At 73.5% G+C, this 22,042-nt stretch carries 17 protein-coding genes and 1 pseudogene; 12 read left to right on the top strand and 6 right to left on the bottom strand.

Annotated elements, in window-relative coordinates; genetic code table 11:
- The 7 genes and pseudogenes from ABZ805_RS25005 to ABZ805_RS25035 all read left to right on the top strand — a co-directional run.
- Window positions 1-143, top strand: a pseudogene (locus ABZ805_RS25005) (S-(hydroxymethyl)mycothiol dehydrogenase); the annotation flags it as partial.
- Window positions 143-772 carry an MBL fold metallo-hydrolase gene (locus ABZ805_RS25010; protein WP_358444934.1) on the top strand — a complete coding sequence of 210 codons (630 nt, stop codon included), beginning with the start codon at window positions 143-145 and terminating at the stop codon, window positions 770-772. The pseudogene ABZ805_RS25005 and the gene ABZ805_RS25010, both read left to right, overlap by 1 nt.
- A gap of 33 nt (window positions 773-805) precedes the next feature.
- On the top strand, window positions 806-2,032 hold the full coding sequence (locus tag ABZ805_RS25015; RefSeq protein ID WP_358444937.1) for a histidine kinase: 1,227 nt from the start codon (window positions 806-808) through the stop codon (window positions 2,030-2,032).
- Window positions 2,033-2,087: 55 nt separating this feature from the next.
- Entirely contained in the window at window positions 2,088-2,783 is a 696-nt protein-coding gene (locus ABZ805_RS25020) for a response regulator transcription factor (RefSeq protein WP_358444939.1), read from the top strand.
- Window positions 2,784-3,059: 276 nt separating this feature from the next.
- Entirely contained in the window at window positions 3,060-4,106 is a 1,047-nt protein-coding gene (locus ABZ805_RS25025; RefSeq protein WP_358444942.1) for a Gfo/Idh/MocA family oxidoreductase, read from the top strand.
- 128 nt (window positions 4,107-4,234) lie between these two features.
- Window positions 4,235-6,613 (top strand): phosphoketolase family protein, encoded by a 2,379-nt coding sequence (locus ABZ805_RS25030; RefSeq protein ID WP_358444945.1) that lies wholly within the window; start codon window positions 4,235-4,237, stop codon window positions 6,611-6,613.
- Between the two features lie 2 nt (window positions 6,614-6,615).
- Window positions 6,616-7,713: an acetate/propionate family kinase gene (locus ABZ805_RS25035; protein ID WP_358444948.1), complete on the top strand. Its 1,098-nt coding sequence runs from the start codon at window positions 6,616-6,618 to the stop codon at window positions 7,711-7,713.
- Here ABZ805_RS25035 and ABZ805_RS25040 read toward each other — a convergent pair.
- The 4 genes from ABZ805_RS25040 to ABZ805_RS25055 all read right to left on the bottom strand — a co-directional run bounded on the left by ABZ805_RS25040 (window position 7,685) and on the right by ABZ805_RS25055 (window position 14,438).
- Window positions 7,685-9,940 carry a glycoside hydrolase family 2 TIM barrel-domain containing protein gene (locus tag ABZ805_RS25040; protein ID WP_358444951.1) on the bottom strand — a complete coding sequence of 752 codons (2,256 nt, stop codon included), beginning with the start codon at window positions 9,938-9,940 and terminating at the stop codon, window positions 7,685-7,687. The genes ABZ805_RS25035 and ABZ805_RS25040 overlap by 29 nt on opposite strands.
- A 53-nt stretch (window positions 9,941-9,993) precedes the next feature.
- Window positions 9,994-11,424, bottom strand: coding sequence for an FGGY-family carbohydrate kinase (locus ABZ805_RS25045; RefSeq protein WP_358444954.1), 1,431 nt, complete (start codon window positions 11,422-11,424; stop codon window positions 9,994-9,996).
- Window positions 11,425-11,434: 10 nt separating this feature from the next.
- Complete coding sequence (locus ABZ805_RS25050; protein WP_358444957.1) at window positions 11,435-12,631, bottom strand: CoA transferase; 1,197 nt, start codon at window positions 12,629-12,631, stop codon at window positions 11,435-11,437.
- Between the two features lie 109 nt (window positions 12,632-12,740).
- The gene (locus ABZ805_RS25055) at window positions 12,741-14,438 is read right to left on the bottom strand and encodes a thiamine pyrophosphate-binding protein (RefSeq protein WP_358444960.1); all 1,698 of its coding nucleotides are present in this window, start codon (window positions 14,436-14,438) and stop codon (window positions 12,741-12,743) included.
- A gap of 353 nt (window positions 14,439-14,791) precedes the next feature.
- Between ABZ805_RS25055 and ABZ805_RS25060 the strand changes: the two genes are divergently transcribed.
- The 5 genes from ABZ805_RS25060 to ABZ805_RS25080 all read left to right on the top strand — a co-directional run bounded on the left by ABZ805_RS25060 (window position 14,792) and on the right by ABZ805_RS25080 (window position 20,176).
- Window positions 14,792-16,174: an MFS transporter gene (locus ABZ805_RS25060; RefSeq protein ID WP_358444962.1), complete on the top strand. Its 1,383-nt coding sequence runs from the start codon at window positions 14,792-14,794 to the stop codon at window positions 16,172-16,174.
- Window positions 16,171-17,358, top strand: coding sequence for a CoA transferase (locus tag ABZ805_RS25065; RefSeq protein ID WP_358444965.1), 1,188 nt, complete (start codon window positions 16,171-16,173; stop codon window positions 17,356-17,358). Before ABZ805_RS25060 ends, ABZ805_RS25065 begins: the two co-directional genes overlap by 4 nt.
- Before the next feature lie 25 nt (window positions 17,359-17,383).
- Window positions 17,384-18,394, top strand: a complete 1,011-nt coding sequence (locus ABZ805_RS25070) for a MaoC family dehydratase (protein ID WP_358444968.1) — start codon at window positions 17,384-17,386, stop codon at window positions 18,392-18,394.
- A gap of 60 nt (window positions 18,395-18,454) precedes the next feature.
- Window positions 18,455-19,159, top strand: coding sequence for a GntR family transcriptional regulator (locus ABZ805_RS25075; RefSeq protein ID WP_358444971.1), 705 nt, complete (start codon window positions 18,455-18,457; stop codon window positions 19,157-19,159).
- Between the two features lie 84 nt (window positions 19,160-19,243).
- Window positions 19,244-20,176: a hypothetical protein gene (locus ABZ805_RS25080; protein ID WP_358444974.1), complete on the top strand. Its 933-nt coding sequence runs from the start codon at window positions 19,244-19,246 to the stop codon at window positions 20,174-20,176.
- Between the two features lie 100 nt (window positions 20,177-20,276).
- Here ABZ805_RS25080 and ABZ805_RS25085 read toward each other — a convergent pair whose 3' ends face one another.
- A complete protein-coding gene (locus tag ABZ805_RS25085) occupies window positions 20,277-20,564 on the bottom strand; it encodes a hypothetical protein (protein WP_358444977.1) in 288 nt (95 codons plus the stop codon).
- A gap of 666 nt (window positions 20,565-21,230) precedes the next feature.
- Entirely contained in the window at window positions 21,231-22,013 is a 783-nt protein-coding gene (locus tag ABZ805_RS25090; RefSeq protein ID WP_358444979.1) for a cupin domain-containing protein, read from the bottom strand.
- Window positions 22,014-22,042 lie beyond the last annotated feature (29 nt).

Consider the following 22,042-nt stretch of genomic DNA (forward strand, 5'->3'; position numbering starts at 1 on the left):
TCCCCATGCTGGTGGAGATGTACCTCCAGGGCAGGTTGCCGTTGGAGAAGTTCGTGACCGAGGAGATCTCGTTGGACCAGGTCGAGTCCGCCTTCACCAAGATGCACGACGGAGAGGTCCTCCGTTCGGTGGTGGTGTTCTGATGAGCGCCCGCATCGACCACACCACGACGTCGGGCACCTTCTCGCTCGACGGCGAGACCCACCAGGTGGACAACAACGCGTGGGTCGTCGGCGACGACGAGGAGTGCGTCGTCATCGACGTCCCGCACGACGTCGACGCGATCAAGAAGCTGATCGACGGGCGCACCGTGCTGGCGATCCTCGCCACCCACGCCCACGACGACCACGTGCGCAAGGCACCCGAGCTCGCCGCCGAGGTCGGTGCGCCGATCTTCCTGCACCCCGACGACCAGGTGCTGTGGCAGCTCACCCACCCGGACCGGGAACCCGAGCGCACCCTCGCCGACCGGCAGGTCATCGGCGTCGCGGGCACCGGGCTGCAGGTGCTGCACACGCCGGGGCACGCCCCCGGCTCGGTGTGCCTGTACTCGGCCGACCTGGGCACCGTGTTCACCGGCGACACCCTGTTCGCGGGCGGGCCCGGTGCCACCGGCCGGTCCTACTCGGACTTCGGCGTGCTCGTCGAATCCATCCGGGAGCGGCTGCTCACCCTGCCCGAGGTCACGACCGTGCACCCCGGTCACGGAGAGAGCACCACCATTGCCGAGGTTTTGCCCCAATTTGATGAATGGGTCGCCCGAGGCTACTGATTTCGCGCACGCGGTGTGCGCATACTGCGGGGCGTGCCGAATGCGTTGGTGAAGCGAGCGTTCCTGCTCGACCTCGCGATGGTCGTGCTGTTCACCGTCATGCACGCCCTGATCCTGCATCTCGAATCACCAGGGCCGCCCGGGCGGCCCTGGTGGTCGATGATGCTGGTGACGGTGCCCGCGTTCGCACTGCTGCTGGTGCGGCGCAAGTGGCCGTGGGTGTCGCTGCTGGCGGGCCTGGCCGCGGCGACGACGCTGACCCTGGTCGGCGTGCCGGAGAACCCGCTGAACTTCACGATCCTGGTCGGCGTGTACTCGGTCTGCCAGCGCAGCGGAACGCTCGGCGCCGTGACCGCTACCGTGCTCGCGATGCTCTGGCCGGTGCTGTACTCGTGGTACGACCCGCCGCTGTCCGCGTTCGTGAGCACCGTGATGGCGTCGATCGACCTGTTCATGGTCGTCGGACTGGCCTACGCGGTCCGGTTCGGCAGGCAGCGGGCCGCCCAGCTCGAGCACACCGTGGCCCTGCTCGACCAGGCGCGGGATCAGCTCGCCGCCGAAGCGGTCGCGGGGGAACGGGCCCGGATAGCCCGCGAATTCCACGACATCGTCTCGCACAACCTGTCCGTGGTGGCGCTGCGCGCGGGCGTCGCCCGGGCGCTCGTGGACCGCGATCCGGGGCACGCGGAGCAGACGCTGCGCGAACTCGAACACACCTCGCGGGCCGCGCTCGGCGAACTCCGCGGCCTGCTGGGCAGGTTGCGCGAGGAACCCGCGGAGCAGGGCGCCGCGTCCGGCGACGAACCCGGACGGCATCCCGCGCCCGGACTGCACCGGGTGGACCACCTGGTGGAATCGGTGCGCGGCACCGGAGTGGTGTGGCGACTGGACCGCCGGGGCGAAGTGCGCGAACTCGGGCCCGGCGTGGAGATGGCCGCCTACCGCATCGTGCAGGAGGCCGTGACGAACGTGCTCAAGCACGCGGGCAGCGGTTACGCGCGGGTGCTGCTGGACTACGGCTCCGGTGCGCTGCGCCTGGAGGTCACCAACCACGCGACCGGACCGGACAGCTTCGCCCGCGGTCTCGCGGAGAAGGTGCCCGCGCTGTCCCCGGTGCGCGGCGGCGGATCGGGCCGCGGGCTCATCGGGCTGCGGGAACGCGTTGCGCTGCTCGGGGGGACGTTCACCGCGCACCCGGTTTCCAACGGGTTCCACTTGGCGGCCGTGCTACCGTGCCCGGAAAATTCGGACCTTGCCTGACCCGTATTTGAAACCGGTTTCGGCCGGTGCGCGGCGGCCCGAACCGAGGAGGTCCGTGGTGGAGCACCCCGCGGAGACGACGGTGCTCGTCGCCGACGACCAGGCGATGATCCGGGCAGGGCTGGTGGCACTGCTGTCCGCCGAGCCCGACCTGCGCGTTCTCGCCGAAGCAGAGGACGGTGCCGCCGCGGTGGCCGCCGTGCGCAGGCGGCGCCCCGACGTGGTGCTGATGGACGTGCGGATGCCCGGGATGGACGGCATCAGCGCGGCCCGCGAGATCATGACCGCCACCGAGGGCGGGACCTCGGTCATCATGCTCACCGTGCACGACCTCGACGAGTACGTGTACGCGGCGCTGCGCGCCGGGGCCAGCGGGTTCCTGCTCAAGGACGCCCCGCCGGAGGAGCTGGTGCGCGCGGTGCACACCGTCGCCGCCGGGGAGGCGCTGCTGGCGCCGCGCGTCACGCGGCGGCTGCTGACCCGGTTCGCCTCGCTCGGAGTCCGGGACGCGTCCACCGAGCTCAGCGGGCTCACCAACCGCGAGCTGGACGTGCTGCTGGAGGTGGCGCGCGGCGGCTCGAACGCCGACATCGCGCGGAACCTCGGCCTGGCCGAGCTGACGGTGAAATCGCACCTGTACCACGTGATGCAGAAGCTGCACCTGAGCTCCCGCACCCAGCTGGTGATCACCGCCTACGAGACGGGCCTCGTGTCGCCGGGCCAGGTGAACGGGCCCGAAGCCTCCGTCTAGGGCTTCCGCCCTCCTGCTGCGATCCGGGGGCGGGTGGCGGAACCTCAGCGGCCCCCTCGTTGCGGATCGTTCTCACGAGTGGCTCCGCCACACGAGAGAACGCCGTCCTCGCGAGGGCCGCTGAGAACCCGCGGGTGGTCCGGCTGCGTGCCGGGTCTCCGCTCAGCGGCGTCGCCGCTGACAGGAAAAACGGCCGAGGTCCGCGGACGGGCTTTGCCAGCGGGGGTGTCCCGGCCCGGGCGCCGCCCGACCGCCGCCGCGGGGTGTAATGGAGCCATGAGTGCTGCGCTGCGGGTGGGGTTGATCGGGTACGGCATCGCCGGGGCGGTGTTCCACGCACCGCTGATCGCGGCGAACCCGGGGTTCGAACTGTCCGCAGTGGTCACCCGGAACCCGGAGCGGCGCGCCGCGCTGGAGGCCGCGCACCCCGGTACGGCGGTCGTGGACGACGTGCCCGCGCTGCTCGACCGCGGCGGGCTCGACCTCGTGGTGGTGGCCAGCCCCAACCGGCTGCACGTCGAGCACACCACCGAGGTGCTGCGCGCCGGGCTGCCCGTGGTGGTGGACAAGCCGTTCGCGCCCACCGCGGCGGCGGCCCGGGAGCTCGTCGCCGAGGCGTGGCGCCGCGACCTGCTGCTCACCGTGTTCCAGAACCGCCGGTGGGACAACGACTTCCGCACCCTCGCGAAGCTGATCGACGCCGGGGAGCTCGGTGCCGTGCACCGCTTCGAGTCCCGGTTCGAGCGCTGGGTGCCGACGCCGAAGACCGGCTGGCGCGAATCCGGCGGTCCGGAGGAGGCCGGTGGCGTGCTCTACGACCTGGGCAGCCACCTCATCGACCAGGCGCTGGCCCTGTTCGGCCCGGTCGCGAGCGTCTACGCCGAAGTGGACGTGCGCAGGCCCGGCAGCGCCGTGGACGACGACACGTTCCTCGCGCTGACGCACGCGGGCGGTGTCCGCTCGCACCTGTGGGTCGGCAAGTTCACCGCCCAGCACGGCCCGCGGCTGCGGGTGCTCGGCGACCGCGCGGGCTACACCAAGTACGGGCTCGACCCGCAGGAGGCGGCGCTGAAGGTCGGGGCGCTGCCCGGCGCCGGCTGGGGCGTCGAAGCCGAATCGCTGCAGGGCGAGCTCGGCACCGTCGAGGAGTCCCGGCGGGTGCCGACCGAACCCGGCGCCTACCCGGAGTTCTACGACCTGCTCGGCACCGCGCTGCGCGAGGGCTCGGCGCCGCCGGTGGACCCGGCCGACGCCATCACCGGGCTGGAGATCATCGACGCGGCCCGCCGCTCCGCCGCGGAGGGCCGGGTCGTCCACCTCTGATCGCCCGGTCGACCACCCCGGTCCGGACGTGCTGATCGATCTCCGGCCGGAGCGGGGATTGCCGCGGCGGCGGGCTGGGAACGCTGCGGGGTGAAGCGATCCCGCACGGCGTTCCCCGGAGGTTCCGGATGGGCACCCGCACCGCCGACGCACCCGCCGACCTCGACGCGCGCGAACTCCAGCGCGTCGACCAGTGGTGGCGGGCCGCGAACTACCTGTCCGCGGCGCAGATCTACCTGATGGGCAACCCGCTGCTGCGGGAACCGCTGCGACCCGAGCACGTCAAACCGCGGCTGCTCGGCCACTGGGGCACGACGCCCGGACTGACCTTCCTGTACGCGCACCTGAACCGCGCCATCCGCGACCGCGACCTCGACATGATCTACGTGACGGGGCCGGGGCACGGTGGGCCGGGCGTGGTCGCCGCGACCTGGCTGGAAGGCACCTACGGCGAGATCTACCCGGACGTCGCGCAGGACGTGGCGGGGCTGCAGCGGCTGGTCACCCAGTTCTCCTTCCCCGGAGGGGTCCCCAGCCACGCCGCGCCGGAGACGCCCGGGTCGATCAACGAGGGCGGGGAGCTCGGCTACTCGCTGGCGCACGCCTACGGCGCCGCGTTCGACAACCCGGACCTCACGGTGGCCTGCGTGGTCGGCGACGGGGAGGCCGAGACGGGGCCGCTCGCGACGAGCTGGCACTCGAACAAGTTCCTCGACCCGGCGCGCGACGGCGCGGTGCTGCCGCTGTTGCACCTCAACGGCTACAAGATCGCGAACCCGGCGGTGCTGGCCCGCATCCCCGAGCACGAGCTGCTGGAGCTGCTGCGCGGCTACGGCTACGAACCGCGCGTGGTGTCCGGGTCCGACCCTGCGGTGATGCACCGGTCCTTCGCCGCGGCCCTCGACGGCTGCCTCGACGAGATCGACCGCATCCGCTACCGCGCCCGGCACGAAGGAGTGGTGGAACGACCCCGCTGGCCGATGATCGTGCTGCGCACCCCGAAGGGCTGGACCGGTCCCGACGTGGTGGACGGGCAGCAGGTCGAAGGCACCTGGCGGGCGCACCAGATCCCGCTCTCCGACCCGCGCGGCGACCCGGAGCACCTGCGGCAGCTGGAGGACTGGCTGCGCGGCTACCGGCCGGAGGAGCTGTTCACCGCCGATGGCGCGCCGGTCGAGGAGATCCGGCGGCTCAACCCGGCCGGGACGCGCCGGATGAGCGCGAACCCGCACGCCAACGGCGGCCTGCTGCTGCGCGGGCTGCGGCTGCCGGACTTCCGCGACCACGGCGTGCCGGTGCCCGAACCGGGCGCCACCAGCGGGCAGGCCACCCAGGTGCTCGGCGGGTTCCTGCGGGACGTGCTGACCCGCAACCGGCTCGCCGCGAACTTCCGGCTGTTCGCCCCCGACGAGAACAACTCGAACCGGCTCGGCGCCGTGCTGGAGGCGACCTCGCGGGCCTGGATGGGGGAGACCGAACCGGGGGACGACTCGCTCGCCCCGGACGGGCGGGTGCTGGAGGTGCTGTCCGAGCACACCTGCCAGGGCTGGCTGGAGGGCTACCTGCTCACCGGCAGGCACGGGCTGTTCTCCTGCTACGAGGCGTTCGCGCACCTGGTGGACTCGATGCTCAACCAGCACGCGAAGTGGCTGAAGGTGAGCACCGGGCTGGCGTGGCGGCAGCCGATCGCCTCGCTGAACTACCTGCTCACCTCGCACGTGTGGCGCCAGGACCACAACGGCTTCTCCCACCAGGACCCCGGTTTCATCGACCACGTGGTGAACAAGAAGGCCGAGATCGTGCGCGTCTACCTGCCGCCCGACGCGAACACGCTGCTGTCGGTCGCCGACCACTGCCTGCGCAGCCGGGACTACATCAACGTGGTCGTCGCCGGCAAGCAGCCCGCCCCGCAGTACCTGGGCATCGACGACGCGGAAGTGCACTGCACCAAGGGGATCGGCATCTGGGAGTGGGCGAGCACCGACGGCGACGGCGAACCGGACGTGGTGCTGGCCTGCGCCGGGGACGTGCCGACGATGGAGACCCTCGCCGCCGTGGACCTGCTGCGCCGCCGCTTCCCCGAGCTGCGGATGCGGGTGGTCAACGTGGTGGACCTGATGCGGTTGCAGGACCCGCGGGAACACCCGCACGGACTGTCCGATGTGGAGTTCGACGCGCTGTTCACCACCGACCGGCCGGTCATCTTCGACTACCACGGCTACCCGTGGCTGATCCACCGGCTGACCTACCGGCGGCGCAACCACGCGAACCTCCACGTGCGCGGCTACCAGGAGGAGGGCACCACCACGACCCCGTTCGACATGTGCGTGCTCAACGAGATCGACCGGTTCCACCTGGCCATCGAGGTCATCGACCGCGTCCCGGAGCTCGGGTCCCGGGCGGCGCACGTGCGGGAGGAACTGGTCGGCGCACTCATCCGACACCGGCGGTACGTCACCACGCACGGCGAGGACCTGCCGGAAGTCCGCGACTGGAAGTGGAGCTGATCATGCGGGTGCTGACCGTCAACGCCGGATCGAGCAGCCTCAAGCTGCGCCTGCTGCACGACGACGACCAGGTCGCCGGGCACGACGTGCAGCACTGGCGGGGTGAGCCGGACCCGGTGCGGGACTTCTTCCAGGAGCACGGCGCGCAGGCCATCGGGCACCGGGTGGTGCACGGCGGGCCGAAGCTGCAGGGGCCCGCGGTCGTCGACGACGCGCTGCTGCACTACCTGTCCGGGCTGACCGAGCTGGCACCGCTGCACCAGTCGCGCGCGCTCGACGCGATGCGCGCGGCCGCCGAGTGCGCGCCCGGCACCCCGGCGGTGGCGTGCGTGGACACCGCGTTCCACACCACGCTGCCGGAGGCGGCCCGCACCTACGCGCTGCCGAAGGAGTGGAACGAGCGGTGGGGGCTGCGCCGGTACGGGTTCCACGGGCTCTCGCACGGCTACGCGTCCCGGCGCGGCGCCGAGCTGGCCGGTCCGACCGGCGGGCGGGTGCTGAGCTGCCACCTCGGTGCGGGCGCCTCGCTGGCGGCGGTGCGCGACGGGCGCTGCGTGGACACCACGATGGGGTTCACCCCGGACGAGGGGCTGGTGATGGCGACCCGCAGCGGTTCGGTGGACCCCGGCCTGCTGGAGTGGCTGCTGACCAGCGGGAAGGTCGGTGTGGACGAGCTGTGCGATGCGCTGCGCGAGCGGTCCGGGCTGGCCGGGCTCGCCGGTGGCTCCGGGGACCTGCGGGACGTGCTGACCGCGAGCGCCGACTGCGACCAGGACGCCGAGCTCGCCTACGACGTGTACGTGCACTCGCTGGTGCGGCACGCGGGCGCGATGGTCGCGGCGATGGGCGGGCTGGACCTGCTGGTGTTCACCGGCGGCGTGGGGGAGCACCAGCCGGTGCTGCGCGCGGAGGTCGCGGAACGGCTCGGCTTCCTCGGGGTGGCGGTGGACGCGGAGCGCAACGCGGCGGCCACCGCGGACGCCGACATCGGTGCGGCGGGTGCGCGGGTGCGCACCGTCGTCGTGGAATCCCGCGAGGACCTGGAGATCGCCCGGCAGACCGCGCGGGCCCTCACCGCGGAACCGGTGCCGACCGGGTGAGGAGTTCGACCCGCGCCCGGCCCGCGGACGGGTGCCGGGCGGACAGCCGCACCCGGCCGGTGCCGCGGGTGCTGCGCAGCCACACCGCCCCGGTGCCGCCGGTGTCCGCGAGCGGGAACGGGTTCGGGCCGATGAGCTCGGCGGGACCTTCGAGCTCCAGCGCCACGTCCCCGGCGGTGTGCTGCCGTTCGGCGCCGTAGCGGTCCACCACCCGGATCTCGACGCGGGTGGCGTCCGCGCCGCCCGCGTGCAGTTCCGCATCGTCGGCGCGCAGCGACAGCCGGTCGGTGGCGCGGTCCGCGCTGAACCGCCTGCGCAGCACCGGCCGGTCGTCGAGGTATGCGTCGACCCGCAGCTCCGGAATTCCCGTCACCGCGCGGAAATCGGCCAGGAACGGCGGGTGCGGCAGGTGCGGGAACCGATCCCGGGCCGGGGTGAGCGCGGCGAACGGTTCGTCGTCGAGGAACAGCTCCAACGCGTCCGCATTGGACCAGATGGCGGCTTCGGCGAGGTCCTGCACCGGGCTCGGCCCGGTGAGGTCCCAGCAGAACGACGGCTCGACCACCGGCCGCCGCCGCGGATCGACCTGCGCCCGGTACACCGCCGCCCCCGCCTTCGGCACCCGGAACAGGTCGACGACGCCGGGACACTTCACGCCCCGGTCCACGTTCCCGTTGCCCGACGGGTAGTCGAAGCCCGCCCACGCCAGCACTCCCGCGTAGCCCGGATCGCGACCGGCCAGGTCGTGCACCCGCGCGTGCGCGAACGCCTGGCCCTGCTGCACCTGCTGCGGATCGGTGCGGCGGTAGAACTTCGCCGGGCCGGACAGGGTGCCGACGGCCTCGCTGACCAGGTAGGGGAGGTCGGTGCGCGGCGGTGCGAGCTCGGGGCGGGGCAGTCCGTCCGGCCCGGTGCTCGCCGAGTAGTCGTTGCAGCCGAACACGTCGTGCCGGAAGCCGGTGGTGTCGTGGTCGGCGCTGAGGACCGCGCCGGTGGTGGGCCGCGAGCCGTCCAGCTCGTGCACGAGCCGTTCGGTGCGGGCGTAGAGCTCGGGGGAGTCCGGTGTTTCGTTGAGCCGCGCCGCCCACAGCACCACCGACGGGTGGTTGCGGTCGCGCACCACCATGTCGTGCACGTCGCGCAGCGCGCGGTCCCGCCAGCGCGCGCCGCCCAGGTGCTGCCAGCCGGGCGGCTCGTCCCAGACCAGCAGGCCCAGCTCGTCGCAGGCGTCCAGGAACGCCTCGTGCGGCGGGTAGTGCGAGCAGCGCACCACCGTGCAGTTCAGCTCCTCCCGCAGCAGCCGCGCGTCCTGCCGCTGCACCCGCGCGGGCATCGCCGCGCCCGCGAACGGGAACAGCTGGTGCCGGTTGAGCCCGAACAGCGGGTACCGCTCGCCGTTGAGCCGGAAGCCGTCGAGGCGGAACTCGACGTGGCGGAAGCCGGTGCGCACCCGGTGCTCGTGCAGCTGCCGTCCGTCGCGCAGCAGCGCCACCACCACCTCGTACCGCCGCGGCGAGTCCGGGTGCCACAGCCGCACCGCGCCCAGCCGGTCCAGCTCCAGCTCCGCGACCGCGCGCCCTGGACCGGCCCGCACCGGTCCCTCGGCGGCGGCGACCGGATCGGGACCGTCCCGGAGTTCCGCGCGCAGCACCAGCTCGCCGCCGACGGCCAGGTCGAGCTCGCACCGCACCCGCAGCGCGCGCCGCGCCGCGTCCAGCACCCGGACGGGCCGGGCGAACACGTCCCGCACGTGATCGGCGGGCCGTGCCACCAGCGACACCTCCCGGTGCAGGCCCGCGGGCTGCCAGAAGTCCACCGCGCTGCTCGGGTTCGCCGAGTTCGGCGGCACCTCCGGGTCGAACCGGCCGTCCAGCACCACGTCCAGCCGGTTGCGCGGCGCCAGCAGCCCGGTGACTTCCCGCTCGAACGGCAGGTACCCGCCCGCGTGCGGGGCGAGCCGGTGCCCGTTCAGCACCGGCCGGGTGGTGGTGAGCGCGCCCGCGAACCGCAGGAAGTACCGCCGTCCCGGCTCGCCCGGGCCGGGGAAGTCGTTGCGGTACAACCAGGTCCGCTCCCAGCTCGCCGGGTCCCAGTCCCGGTGGCCGAGCTCGGCGACCACGTGCGGCAGCAGCACCGGCCGCAGCGCCGCGTCCGGCACCTCCGCCGGGTCCGGCCGGTCCAGCGGCCCGAACGACCAGGTCTCGTCCAGCAGGGTGTCCGCGCGCATCGGCGTCGTCCTCCAGGCGGGAATCCCATGCCAGCACGCGGAGGACGCCGCGGCTAGGTCCGTCCGGTCGGTGTGCCGTCCCGGTCGGCGAGCCACGCGGCGAACAGCTCGTCGTAGCGCCGCGCCCGCGCCGGATCGGGTTCCACCCGCCGCAGCTCGCAGCCCAGCAGCGGCCGCGCCTCGTCCAGATCCGCCGCCGCACCGGTGCCGACCAACGCCACCGCGGCGGCCCCGAGCAGCGTCACGTCCGGTTCGGCGCACACCAGCACCGGGCGTCCGAGCACGTCCGCGCGCAACCGGGTCGCCACCGGGGAGCGGGTGAGACCACCGGCCAGCAGCACCGGCAGCCGTCCGGAACCCGGCGGGTCGAGCAGGTCCACGCCTTCGCGCACCGTGAACGCGGCACCTTCCTGCGCGGCGCGTACCAGGTGCGCCGCCGAGTGCGCGGGCCCCTGGCCGAGCACGGCGCCGCGATCCTCCGGCTCCCAGCGCGGGAACCGGCTGCCGGTGGTCGCGGGCAGCACCCGCAGCCCGCCCGCACCGGGTGGCACCGCGGCCAGTTCCTCGTCCGCGACCGGCCCGACCAGGCCGCGCCACCCGGCGACCGCCCCGCCCGTCATGCCGGTCGCGCCCCCGGCGACCCAGCGGTCCCCGAGCAGCGCCGGGTTGAGCAGCGCCGACGGCGGGGCGGCGGTATCCGCGAGCAGCCGTCCCAGCACGTCGGTGGTGCCCGCGACGTCGGCGATGCCCCCGGGATCCGACCCGAGCAGCAGCCCGATGCCGATCGACCCGTCCGGCCCGCCCGCCAGCACCGGCGTCCCCGCGGGCAGCCCGCAGCGCTCGGCGGCGTCGCGGTGCACCTCGCCCACGACCTCGGTGGGCCGCAGCTGCGCGGGCAGCCAGGACGGGTCGATGCCCAGCGCCGCCAGTGCCTGCCGGTGCCACGTCCGGCCCGGCACGTCGGCGAGCAGCGTGTAGGCGGCGTGCACCGAATCCGTGCGGACCCGGCCGGTCAACCGGGCCACCAGGAAGTCCTTCGGGCTCAGCAGGTGCCGCACCCGGTCGGCCACCGCCGGATCGCGGCGCAGCGCCAGCGCGCGGGCCAGCGCCCCGCCGGTGAGCGCCGGCCGCCGCGCCGCCCGCAGCAGCGCGTCCCGCAGCTCAGCGTCGACCGCGCGCAGCTCGTCGAGGCCGCGCGGATCGGACCAGCCGCCTGCCTCGTCCACTGGCCGCAGCCGCTCGTCCACCGCGACCACGCCCAGGTGCGCGGAGACCACCAGCGCCGACACCGGTGTGCGGGGGAGCGCGGCGAGCGCCGCCAGCACGTCGGTGCACAACCGCTCCGCGTCGAACAGCTCGCCGCTCCCGGCGGGCCGCTCCACCCGCGCGCGGCCGCGGAGCGCGCCGTCCTCGCCGACCGCGGCCGCGCGGACCGCGGAGGTGCCCACGTCGACGGCGACGACGCAGCGCGCGCCCCGGTTCATCGGCGTCCGCTCACACCGCACCGCCGTCCCGCAACCGCGCCAGTTCTTCGGCGCTGCGGCCGAGCAGTTCGCGGTAGACGTACTCGTTGTCCTCGCCGACCGTCGGCGGCGCCTTGCGGGTGGTGGGCGGGCTCTTGTCCATCTTCACCGGGTTGCCGGGCACCCGGAGCCTGCCCAGCTCGGGGTGTTCGACGTCCACGACCATGTCGCGGGCGGCGATCTGCGGGGAGGACGCGACCTCGGGCACGGTCGCCACCTTGGCGCAGGGGATGCCCGCCGCACCGAGCACCTCGCCGATCTCCGCGCAGCTGCGGTGCTCCGCCCACTGGGCGACCGCCTGCTCCAGCGGCTCCTGGTCGGCCATCCGGCCCGCGACGGTGCGGTACTCGGGCACCTCCAGCAGGTCCTCCCGGTCGATGGCGCGGCACAGCTTCGGGAACAGGCCGTTGGTGCCCGCCTGCACGTACATGTCGCCGTCCAGCGCCGGGTACACGTTGACCGGTGCGGTGAGCAGGTCCCGCGATCCGCTGCGCGGCATGTCCAGGTCCAGCATCAGGTGCGCGATCAGCCGGGTGCCCAGCGTCGCGAACATCGAGTCCAGCGAGGCCACGTCGACCCGCTGGCCCTCCCCGGTGGCCTTGCGGTGCGCGATCGCGGCGAACGCGCCGATCGCCGCCTGGTATCCGGTGACGTAGTCGGCGATGTAGGTGCCGGTCAGCGTCGGTTTCCCGTCGGCCTCCCCGGTGATGGACATCAGCCCGGAGGAGGCCTGCGAGATCGCGTCGAACAGCGCCCGCTGGGACAGCGGCCCGGTCTGGCCGTACCCGGAGATCGACACCAGGACGACGTCCGGTTTGAGCTCCACCATCCGCTCGTAGCCGAGGCCCATCCGCTCGACCGTGCCGGGCCGGTAGTTCTCCACCACCACGTCGGCCCAGCGGACCAGGTCTTCGAGCACGGCGAGCGCCTCGGGATGGCGGGTGTCGAGGGTGGCGCCGTGCTTGTTGCGGTTGTAGAGCATCGTGTAGACGCTCTCACCCCGGTAGTAGGGCTCGTGGTGGCGCGCGTCCTCACCGTCGGGGCGTTCGATCTTGACGACCTCCGCGCCGAAGTCCGCCAGGATCTGCGCGCAGATCGGCCCTGCGATGAACCGGGACAGGTCCAGGACCTTCAGCCCGTCCAGCGGGCCGGGTGATCCGGATGGCATCGTCGCCCTCCTCCTCGTGCCGCCGGGGCGCATCGCCCGGCGTTCCCATGGTGCGCCGCCGTGCGCGCAGCGGTTCCGCCGCGCGGAGCAAGCGCGAAGTCCGATCGGCTCAGCTCTGCGGGCGGTGCGGGGTGAACGCGGGATAGGTCCAGGCGTTGGCCGCGCGGTCCAGCACCACGTCGATCAGGAACGGGCGGCCCGTGGCGAACGCGTCCTTCGCGGTGGTCAGGAGCTCGTCGACCTCGGTGACGCGCGCGGCGGCAACGCCCATCCCGGCGGCCACCCGGGCGAAGTCCACGTCGCCGAAGTCGACGCCGGTGGTGCGCCCGTCGAAGTGCAGCTCCTGCTCCTGGCGGATGTTGCCGTAGCTGGAGTCGTTGAGGACGACCAGCACGACCGGGCCGCCGGTGCGGGCCAGCGTCTCCAGCTCGCCCAGGCTCATGCCCAGCGAACCGTCGCCGATCAGCGCCAGCACCGGGGATTCCGGGTCGGCGGCGGCGCAGGCGATGGCCGCGGGCAGCGCGAAGCCCATGTTCCCGAAGCCGACGGGCTTGAGGTAGCGGTGCGGCAGCTCCATCTCCCACAGGAACGACCACACGCCGGGGTTGCCCGCGTCCGGGATCAGCACCGTCTCGGCGGGCGCGACCTCGCGCAGCGCGCGGACCGCGGCGGCGGGCGCGATGGTGCCCGCGGTGACCGGTGCGCGGGATTCCGAGCGCGCCCACCACTCGCGTTCGGCGTCCCGCAGCTCGTCGAGCCAGCCGGCGCGTCCGGCGCGCGCCTGCTCGGCGCGGTCGGCGGTGGCGGTGCGCAGGTCGCGGCTGAACGCGGCGAGGTCGCCGACGACGCCGGTGGTGCTCTCCGCGTAGTAGCGCCCGATCATCGCCGGGTCCACGTCCACCTGGACGACCTGCGGCAGCCGCAGCCGCCACCGGCCGGTGGAGACCGCGTTGAGGCTGTTCCCCAGCGCCAGCACCAGGTCCGACTCGGCGACGACCCGCGAGCTCAGGTTGGTGCCCATCCGGGACAGCGCGCCGAACACCAGCGGGTGCGTGGTGGGCACCGCCCCGATCCCGTTGAAGGTGGTGACGACGGGGATGCCGAGCGCCTCGGCCAGTGCCAGCACCTCGGCGCCGCCGCGGGACCGGTTGCCGCCGTTGCCGAGCCAGATCACCGGGCGTTCCGCGGCGAGCACCCGGTCGGCGATCTCGGCGATGCGGGCGGGGGAGGCGACCGGCCGGTCCTCGACCCAGGAGCGCGCCGGGTGCACCGCGGGCACCTCCGGCGCGTCGGCGAGCACCTGCTCGATGGTGTCCCGGGCGAAGTCGAGGTGCACCGGACCGGGGTTGCCGGTCATGGCGTTGACGTAGGCCTCCTCCATCGCCTGCTTGATCGAGGAGCCGTGCGCGACGAGGCGGGAGAACTTGGTGAACGGCGCGAAGATCTGCACGTGGTCGGCGTTCTGCGCGTCGTCCTTGTGGATGTTCTCGCCGTTGTTGTTGCAGGTGATGATGATCGCCGGGCTGGAGTCGCGGAACGCCCCGCCGACGCCGGTGAGCAGGTTCGTGGCCCCCGGCCCGGTGGTGGCGATGGCGACCGCGGGCCGCCCGGTGCGGCGGCCGTGCGCGTCGGCCATGACCGCGGCGGCGCCTTCGTGCCGGGTGTGCACGAACTCGATCGACGGGGTGTCGATGAGCGCATCGGTGATCGCGAGGGTCTGGCCGCCGACCACGCCGAAGACGTGGGTGATCCCGAGCGATTCGAGCATCGTCACGACGAGCTGACCGCCGGTGGGCTTGTCCGACATCCGTGCATCCTCACTTCGCGTTGGGCAGGTCCGCCGGTGGCGCGCGGCGGGTTCGCGTCCTGGCTCCGCCCCGGCCGGTGTCCGGATCTCCAGGGGGTGCGCGGGGTTCCTCCTCGGCCGGCTCGCGCCGGGCGGGTCGCCCCTTGACCGGGGCGGTGCGCCGGGCTTTACTGTAGCTCGAAACGGCTAGTTGTCTAGTCTTTTGTTGGAGCGGTGCCGGGGCATCATCGAGTACCCCGCGCACGACCAGCGGAGATCCCGGCGCGCTCCGCGGAGCGGGCACCGGACGCGCGCACCTGGCGCGACCGGACCGGCCGACGACACCTGAACCACAGCGACAACGGAGTCAGCACATGGTCAGTGGCCCACCACCCACCTCCCCGCCGGAGCACGCCCCCGACCGGCGGCGGCTGGCACGGCGCGCGGCGTTCGCCAGCCTCGTCGGGACCGCCGTGGAGTGGTACGACTACTTCATCTTCGGCACCGCCTCCGCGCTGGTGTTCGGCAGGCTGTTCTTCCCGGGCGACGACCCGGTCATCGGCACCCTGTCCGCGTTCGCGGTGTTCGGCGTCGGCTTCTTCGCCCGCCCCGTCGGCGGCATCGTGTTCGGGCACCTCGGCGACAAGATCGGCCGGAAGGCCGCGCTGGTCACCACGCTGCTGATGATGGGGACGGCGACGTTCCTCATCGGACTGCTGCCCACCGCCGCGACCATCGGGATCTGGGCACCGGTGCTGCTGGTGCTGTGCCGCCTGGTGCAGGGGCTCGGCGTCGGCGGCGAGTGGGGCGGGGCCTCGCTGGTCGCCGTCGAGTTCGCGCCCGCGGGCAAGCGCGGTCTCTACGGCACCTTCCCGCAGATCGGCAACGCCGTCGGGCTCGTGCTGAGCACCGGCATCTTCGCCTGGGTGTCCACGTTGCCCGAACCGCAGCTGATGTCCTGGGGCTGGCGGGTGCCGTTCCTGCTCAGCGGGGTGCTGATCGCGCTGGGCATGGTCATCCGGCTCAAGCTCACCGAGACGCCCGCCTTCCAGGCCGCGCAGCGCAGCCTCGACGCCGACACCGCCGGAGCGGAGAAGCCGCCGCTCGGCCAGGTGCTGCGGCACTTCCGGCGGCCGCTGCTGCTGGCGATGGGGATGCGGCTCGGCGAGGTCTTCGCCGGATACCTCATCCTCACCATCGGGCTGGCCTACGCCAAGAGCTACACCGACCTGCCCGAGACCGACGTGCTGCTGGCCGGGACGGTCGCGGCGGTGCTCGCGCTGTTCGGCTACGGCGCCTCCGGGCTCGCCTCCGACCGCTGGGGCAGGCGCGCCGTGTTCGCGTTCGGCGCGATCGCCGGGCTGGTGCTGGTGTTCCCGTTCTTCTGGGCGCTGGACACCGGGTCGGTCGCGCTGATGTTCGTGGTCTACGTGGGTTTCTACGTGCTCTCCGTCGGGCCGATGTACGGCGTGGAACCCGCGTTCTTCGCGGAGCTGTTCGGCACCAAGGTCCGCTACACCGGCATCTCGCTGGCCGCGCAGCTGCCCGGCATCCTGATCGGGTTGTGGCCTGCCGCGTCCACCGCGCTGCTGCTGGCCACCGGCGGCGATCCGTGGCCGGTCGCCGCGATCACCGGCGGCTTCGTCCTCATCGGACTGGTGTGCGCGTGGCTGGCACCGGAGACCAGCAGGCTCGACATCGACGGCACCGCCGAGCCCGCCGCCGCGCCCGCCGTCGACGGGGGAGGGGTGCGATGACCGCGCCACCGCTGGACGGGCTGCGCGTGCTCGACCTGTCCCGGTTCATCGCCGGACCGCTGTGCTGCCAGATCCTCGGCGACATGGGCGCCGAGGTCATCAAGGTCGAGCGGCCCGGCGGCGAGGACTCGCGGCGCAACGTGCCGCACCACCGCGGGCACAGCCTCTACACGCTCAACTACAACCGCAGCAAGCACGGCGTCACGCTCGACACCCGGCACCCGAAAGCGCTGGGAGTGCTGGAAGAACTCGTGCGCGGCAGCGACGTCGTGGTGGAGAACTTCCGGCCCGGCACGCTCGCGAAGATGGGCCTCGGCTGGGAGCGGATCCACGAGCTCAACCCGCGCGCCGTGCTGGTGTCGATCTCCGGGTTCGGCCAGACCGGCCCGAACCGGGACCGCGCCCTGTTCGACGCGATCGCGCAGGCCGCCTCCGGGCTGATGAGCATGACCGGCACCCCCGACGGGCCGCCCACGATGGCCGGGGCGTTCGTCGCCGACCACATCGCCGCCTTCCACGGGGTGATGGGCGCGATGATGGCGCTCGCCGCCCGCGCCCGCACCGGCGACGGGCAGCACGTCGACATCTCCTGCCTGGACGCGCTGTTCTCCTGCATGGGCACGCTGCCCGCGGCCTGGCGGATGCTCGGCGAGGAGACCGGGCGCACCGGGAACCGGGACCACATCACGGTGCCCGCCAACGCCTACCCCACCGCCGACGGCCACCTGTACCTGCACGCGGGCACCGACGCGCTGTTCCCGCGGCTCGCCGCCGCGATGGGGATGCCGGAGCTGACCGAGGATCCGCGGTTCGCCGACCAGGAGTCGCGGCTGGTGCACGTCGAGGCGCTCGACGACGTGGTGCGCGGCTTCACCCGGCGGCACACCTCGGCGCACGTCGGCGAGCTGCTGGCCGCGGCGGGCGTGCCGTACTCCCCGGTCCGCAGCGTCGCCGAGGCGACCGACTCGGAGCAGGTGCGGGCCAGGGACATGATGATCGAGGTCGAGCACCCCGAGCTGGGCACCCTCGTGCTGCCCGGGCTCGCCCTCAAGCTCGGCGCCACGCCCGGTTCGGTCCGCAAGGCGCCGCCGCTGCCCGGCGAGGACAACGCCGAGGTCTACTCCCGGCTGCTCGGCCTGGACGCCGACGAGCTCGCCGCACTGCGCGCCGACGGCGTGATCTGAGCCCCCGACAGGAAGCGAGAACCGCATGACCTGGCGAGATCTGACCGATCCGCGCGCGGTGGCCCGCGGCGTGGACCACGAGGCCGGGCTCAAGGAACCGGTCTTCGAGAACCTGAGCATCCCGGAGCACTTCGGGCCCGTCACCGTCCTCGTCGACGACCACAAGATCAAGCGGTACGCGTTCACCCAGGACGACCACCACCCGTGGCACTTCGGCCCGAGCCCGTTCGGCGGCCGCATCGCGCACGCCGGGCTGCTGTCCAACGACCTGGTGCAGCTGTTCACCACCGCCTACCGGGCGAGCCGCACCGTCGGGCTGCACACCGAGGAGCAGCTGTGGTTCGACGGTCCCGCGCACCTCGACGAGGAGGTGGTGCTGGCCGGGACCTACGTGGACTCCTACACCCGGCGCGGCCAGGACTACGTGGTGATGGAGGCGAGCGCCACCGGCACCGGCGGCCGCGGCATCCTGCGGCACCGCGGCGTCGAGATCCTGCGCACCCGGCCCGGCGACGTCGCCGGCCGCAACCGGACCGGTGGCGGTGGCGCGGCCGGGACGGTGGACGGCACCTCGGACCCGGACGCCCCCACCGCGGTCGTCGGCACGCCGACGGTGCGGCCCGGGGCACCGCTGCCGCCGCTGCACGTCACGATCACCCAGGAGCAGGCCTCGGTGTTCTCCCGCTGCGGCGAGTACGTCCGCAACACCCACAGCGACCTGGCCGTGGCCCGGGAGGCCGGGCTGCGCATCCCCATCGTGCAGGGCCAGCAGCAGTGCGGGCTGATCACCGGGATGCTCACCCGCTTCTTCGGCGCCGACCTGTTCACCGGCGGCTGGCTGCGGGTCAAGTTCATCAACCCCGTCGAGGTCTTCGAACCCCTGGAGGTGGGCGGTGCCGTCACGGCCGTGGAGGAAGCGGGGCCCGGACGCCTCGCGATCGACGTCGAGGTGTGGGTGCGCCGCGCCGACGGCAAGCTCAGCACCGTCGGCTGGGCGCGCGCCGAAGCCCCCGAAACCGGCCCGCGGCAGAGCTGAACCTCCGCACCGGGCGGATACCCTGAGATCCGATCACACCACCCCGAGGAGTTCCCCGCCGTGGCCACGCGCCCGATGTACGAGGTCATCCGAGACGACCTGCTCGACCGGATCAACACCGGCGCGCTCGCCCCCGAGAGCCGGCTGCCCAGCGAGAAGGAACTCGCCGAGCGCTACGGCGTCAGCCGCATGACGGTCCGGCAGGCCTTCGACGCGCTGGTGCGGGAACGGCTGGTGGTGCGCAGGCGCGGTGCGGGCAGCTTCGTGGCCCCGCGGCGCGCCCGGTCCCGGCGGCTGAACCGGCTGGTGCCCTTCGGCGACGAGGTCACCGAGGACGTGGTCACCACCGAGATCCGCCGCGCCGTGCTGGTCCCGCCCGGGGAGATCGCGGAGGTCCTCGATCTCGACGAGGCCGCGGAAGCGGTCCGGCTCGTCCGGCTCCGCACCGTGGACGGGACGCCCGCGGCCGTGCAGGAGTCCTGGGTGCCGGTCGCCGCCGCCCCCGGACTGGCCCGTGCCGAGCTGCTCGCCGGCTCGCTGTACCGCACCCTGGCCGAGCGCTGCGGCGTCGCGGTCAGCTGGGCCGAGCAGGAGATCACCGCCTGCGCCGCGACGAAGGAGCTCGCCGGCCTGCTGGAGGTGGCGGTGCGCGCCCCGCTGGTGGAGGCGCACCGGACCACGCACGACGACACCGGGCGCGCCGTCGAGCACGCCCGGAGCTGGACCCGGCCGGAATTCCCGTTCGTCGTCCGGCTCGACACCTGATCCCCCGCGGCACGAGCCGCGCACCCCATCGCCACGTCCCGCCCGCCGCGGGACGGCGATGCCCCACGCCCAGAGGAGCTGGCCATGAACCGGTGGTGGACCGGAACCAAGGAAGCGGTCTTCGAGAACATCGAGGTCCCGGAGGTGTTCGGCCCGTTCGACGTGGTCGTCGACGAGCGGATGGTGCGCAACTACGCCTTCGCCCAGGACGACGCGGGAGCCGGGCGGCTCACCGATGCGAGCGGGCGGCCCGCGGCGAGCCCCGCCGTGCTGTCCAACGAGCTGCTGTTCCTGTTCTACGCCGCCTACGACGGCAACACGGCGCGCGGGCTGCACACCCACGAGGAGCTCTCGCTGCACGCACCGGTCGTGATCGGCGAGACCGTCACCCTCAGCGGCCGCTACGTGCACACCGAGGTGCGGCGCGGCAACGGCTACGTCGTGATGGAGGCCGAAGCCCGCGGCGCCGACGGCAGGCTGCTGCTGCGCCACCGCGGCACCGAGATCATGCGGGTGCACGCCGCCGACGTGGTGGGCGGCAGCACCGCACCGGCCCCGTCCCGGCTGGTCACCGGCGAACTGCTCGACGTGGCACCGGCCGCCGCGGCGAGCGCGGACCTCGGCGAGCGCACCCCGATCCGGCCGGTGCGCAAGACGATCTCGCAGGAGCAGATGTACGTCTTCTCCTGGGGCGGCCGCGGGTTCTCCAACATCCACACCGATGCGGCGGGCGCGCGGCGCTCCGGGATGGACCGCACCGTCGCCCAGGCCATGCAGCAGGTCGGCTACCTCTCCGAGATGCTCACCGCGTTCCACGGCGGCGCCTGGATCGAGGGCGGGCACCTGGCGGTGAAGTTCGTGCACCCGTTCTACGTGGACGAGGAGGTCACCGCCCGCGGCGCGGTGCTGGGCGCGATCGACCACGACGGGGCGCGGCACCTGGAGAGCGAGGTGTGGGTGGAGAACGCGGACGGGCGGAAGACCGCCGTCGGCTGGGCGCACGCCCCGCTGCCCTGATCCGCGCCCCGAGGTGAATGGCCCATTCGACCAGCGTGGCGGGGCTGCTGGGCCATTCACCTCGCGGGAGCGGCGGCTCACCTCGCGGGAGCGGCGGCGGTCAGCCGCGCCAGCGGTCGTCGGGGTCCCGGATCGCCGTCGCCGCCAGTTCCGGGCGGGTACCCGGCCGGGGCCGGGAGCCCGGCGCGGTGCGCCGCGGGCGGGGCTCGGCGGCGAGCTGGCGGCCCTGCACCACCAGCACCACGATGCCGAGCAGCAGCGCGGCCAGCGCCGCCCACAGCACCGGCGGGTTGCCGCCCGCCCACCACACCGTGCCCGCGATCCCCAGCGCCGCGCCGCAGAGCACGGCGAGCGCGTGGAAGAGCAGGTGGACCCCGTAGCCCTGCACCGATACCTCCCGGCCCGTTGCCGTCGATCGTGGTGATCCGTGCTGTCGGATCGTGGTGACCACTGTGCGCACGCGCGCCACCCCGGTTCCGTTGTCCCGAACCGCGCAGCGATCACGAGTTCGGGTGGCGACGGTGACTACCCGTCGCCGCGACACCGCGGGGCGCGCACCTTCACCCGATAGTAGCGCCGCGTATGGCCGAATTGCCTGATCAAGGGCGTTCGCCACGTGCACCGGATCGCCTGGGCGAGGGGCGCCGCCGACACCTCCCCGGCGCTGAATTCCCTCGATCGGACGGCACCCGGTCCGGCGTCCGGCACCGTTCGGGGCCCCGCCCTACGGTGAATCCCGGCGAGGTCCTCGCCGGCGGCGCGAGCCGGACGGGACCCGGTGCCGTGCACGGTTTCTCTCGGGGGTGAGGTCGGTGCTGAACACGTTGGCGGTCTTCGCGCTGGTGGCGTCGGTGGCCATCGGAACGATCATCGGATCGCTGATCGCCCTGTGCTGGTTCGAGAAACGCCTGCTCGGCGTGCGACCGCATCCGGCGCCCGACCGGGAGCTGGGCCGCGAACCGGAGCCCGCCGAGACCGGCGCCGCACCGGAACGGGTCGCCGTGCTGCGGCCGGACCCGGAGCAGCGGGTCCCCGCGCAGTCCGCCGCCGAACCTCAGCCGGGCGTGCTGAAATCCGCGAAGTCGAACCCGGGCGAGACCACGCAGGTCACCAGCGACTCCACCGTCGCCGAGGCCACCGCCCGCTGCCACGTCCCGGCGGGCACCAGGACCTGAGGGTCCTGCCCGGCGCCCGCGCCCAGCACGTGGTTGCTCGGCTGCTCGGCGGGGACGTCCCCGTCGCCGCCCAGCACCAGGGTCAGCGGGCCGCCGCGGTGCCACAGCCACAGCTCCGCCGAGCCCACCCGGTGCCACTCCGAGGTGTGGCCCGCGGAGAGCAGGTAGTAGATCGCCGTCGCGGTCGGCCGCAGGCCCCGCTCGTCGGGCGTCACCTCGACGTCGCTGGTCCAGGTCCGCCGGAACCAGCCGCCCTCCGGGTGCGGCAGCAGGTTCAGCTCCTCCGCGGTGCGGCCGCGCGTCTCGAGCGCCGCGAACCGGCCGCGGACGTCGCGCCGCGCGTAGTGCAGGCCGATCACCGCGGACCGCTCCAGCGAGCCGTACACGTGCGGGAACAGCACGTCCGCGGCGATCCCGGGCGGCGGGTGCGGTGCCGCCGATTCCCAGCGGACCGGGGCGGACAGCCGCTGCGGATCGAGCTCCAGCGCCACCAGTTGCTCGTCCACGTCCGCGTACAGCGCGTTGGCGACCGCCAGCGCGGTGGCCATGTCCGGCGAGCAGTGCACGAACCCCTCGGTCTCCAGCGACGGGGAACCGATGTGGTCCGCGGCCGCGTGGAACGCGCTCAGCGGCAGCAGGTGCAGCAGTCTGGATCGAGTCACGTCGGCAGTCTGCCTGGCCGCACCGCGCG

This window comes from Saccharopolyspora sp. NPDC047091 (assembly GCF_040643635.1).
Lineage (GTDB): Bacteria > Actinomycetota > Actinomycetes > Mycobacteriales > Pseudonocardiaceae > Saccharopolyspora_C.

What these genes read in the sequence shown, in the direction of transcription:
- ABZ805_RS25060 (WP_358444962.1), top strand. Translation starts at nt 14,792, where the DNA reads ATGGTCAGTGGCCCACCACCCACCTCCCCGCCGGAGCACGCCCCCGAC.
- ABZ805_RS25045 (WP_358444954.1), bottom strand. Translation starts at nt 11,424, where the DNA reads ATGAACCGGGGCGCGCGCTGCGTCGTCGCCGTCGACGTGGGCACCTCC.
- ABZ805_RS25040 (WP_358444951.1), bottom strand. Translation starts at nt 9,940, where the DNA reads ATGCGCGCGGACACCCTGCTGGACGAGACCTGGTCGTTCGGGCCGCTG.
- ABZ805_RS25080 (WP_358444974.1), top strand. Translation starts at nt 19,244, where the DNA reads ATGAACCGGTGGTGGACCGGAACCAAGGAAGCGGTCTTCGAGAACATC.
- ABZ805_RS25055 (WP_358444960.1), bottom strand. Translation starts at nt 14,438, where the DNA reads ATGTCGGACAAGCCCACCGGCGGTCAGCTCGTCGTGACGATGCTCGAA.
- ABZ805_RS25025 (WP_358444942.1), top strand. Translation starts at nt 3,060, where the DNA reads ATGAGTGCTGCGCTGCGGGTGGGGTTGATCGGGTACGGCATCGCCGGG.
- ABZ805_RS25030 (WP_358444945.1), top strand. Translation starts at nt 4,235, where the DNA reads ATGGGCACCCGCACCGCCGACGCACCCGCCGACCTCGACGCGCGCGAA.
- ABZ805_RS25010 (WP_358444934.1), top strand. Translation starts at nt 143, where the DNA reads ATGAGCGCCCGCATCGACCACACCACGACGTCGGGCACCTTCTCGCTC.
- ABZ805_RS25070 (WP_358444968.1), top strand. Translation starts at nt 17,384, where the DNA reads ATGACCTGGCGAGATCTGACCGATCCGCGCGCGGTGGCCCGCGGCGTG.
- ABZ805_RS25050 (WP_358444957.1), bottom strand. Translation starts at nt 12,631, where the DNA reads ATGCCATCCGGATCACCCGGCCCGCTGGACGGGCTGAAGGTCCTGGAC.
- ABZ805_RS25065 (WP_358444965.1), top strand. Translation starts at nt 16,171, where the DNA reads ATGACCGCGCCACCGCTGGACGGGCTGCGCGTGCTCGACCTGTCCCGG.
- ABZ805_RS25035 (WP_358444948.1), top strand. Translation starts at nt 6,616, where the DNA reads ATGCGGGTGCTGACCGTCAACGCCGGATCGAGCAGCCTCAAGCTGCGC.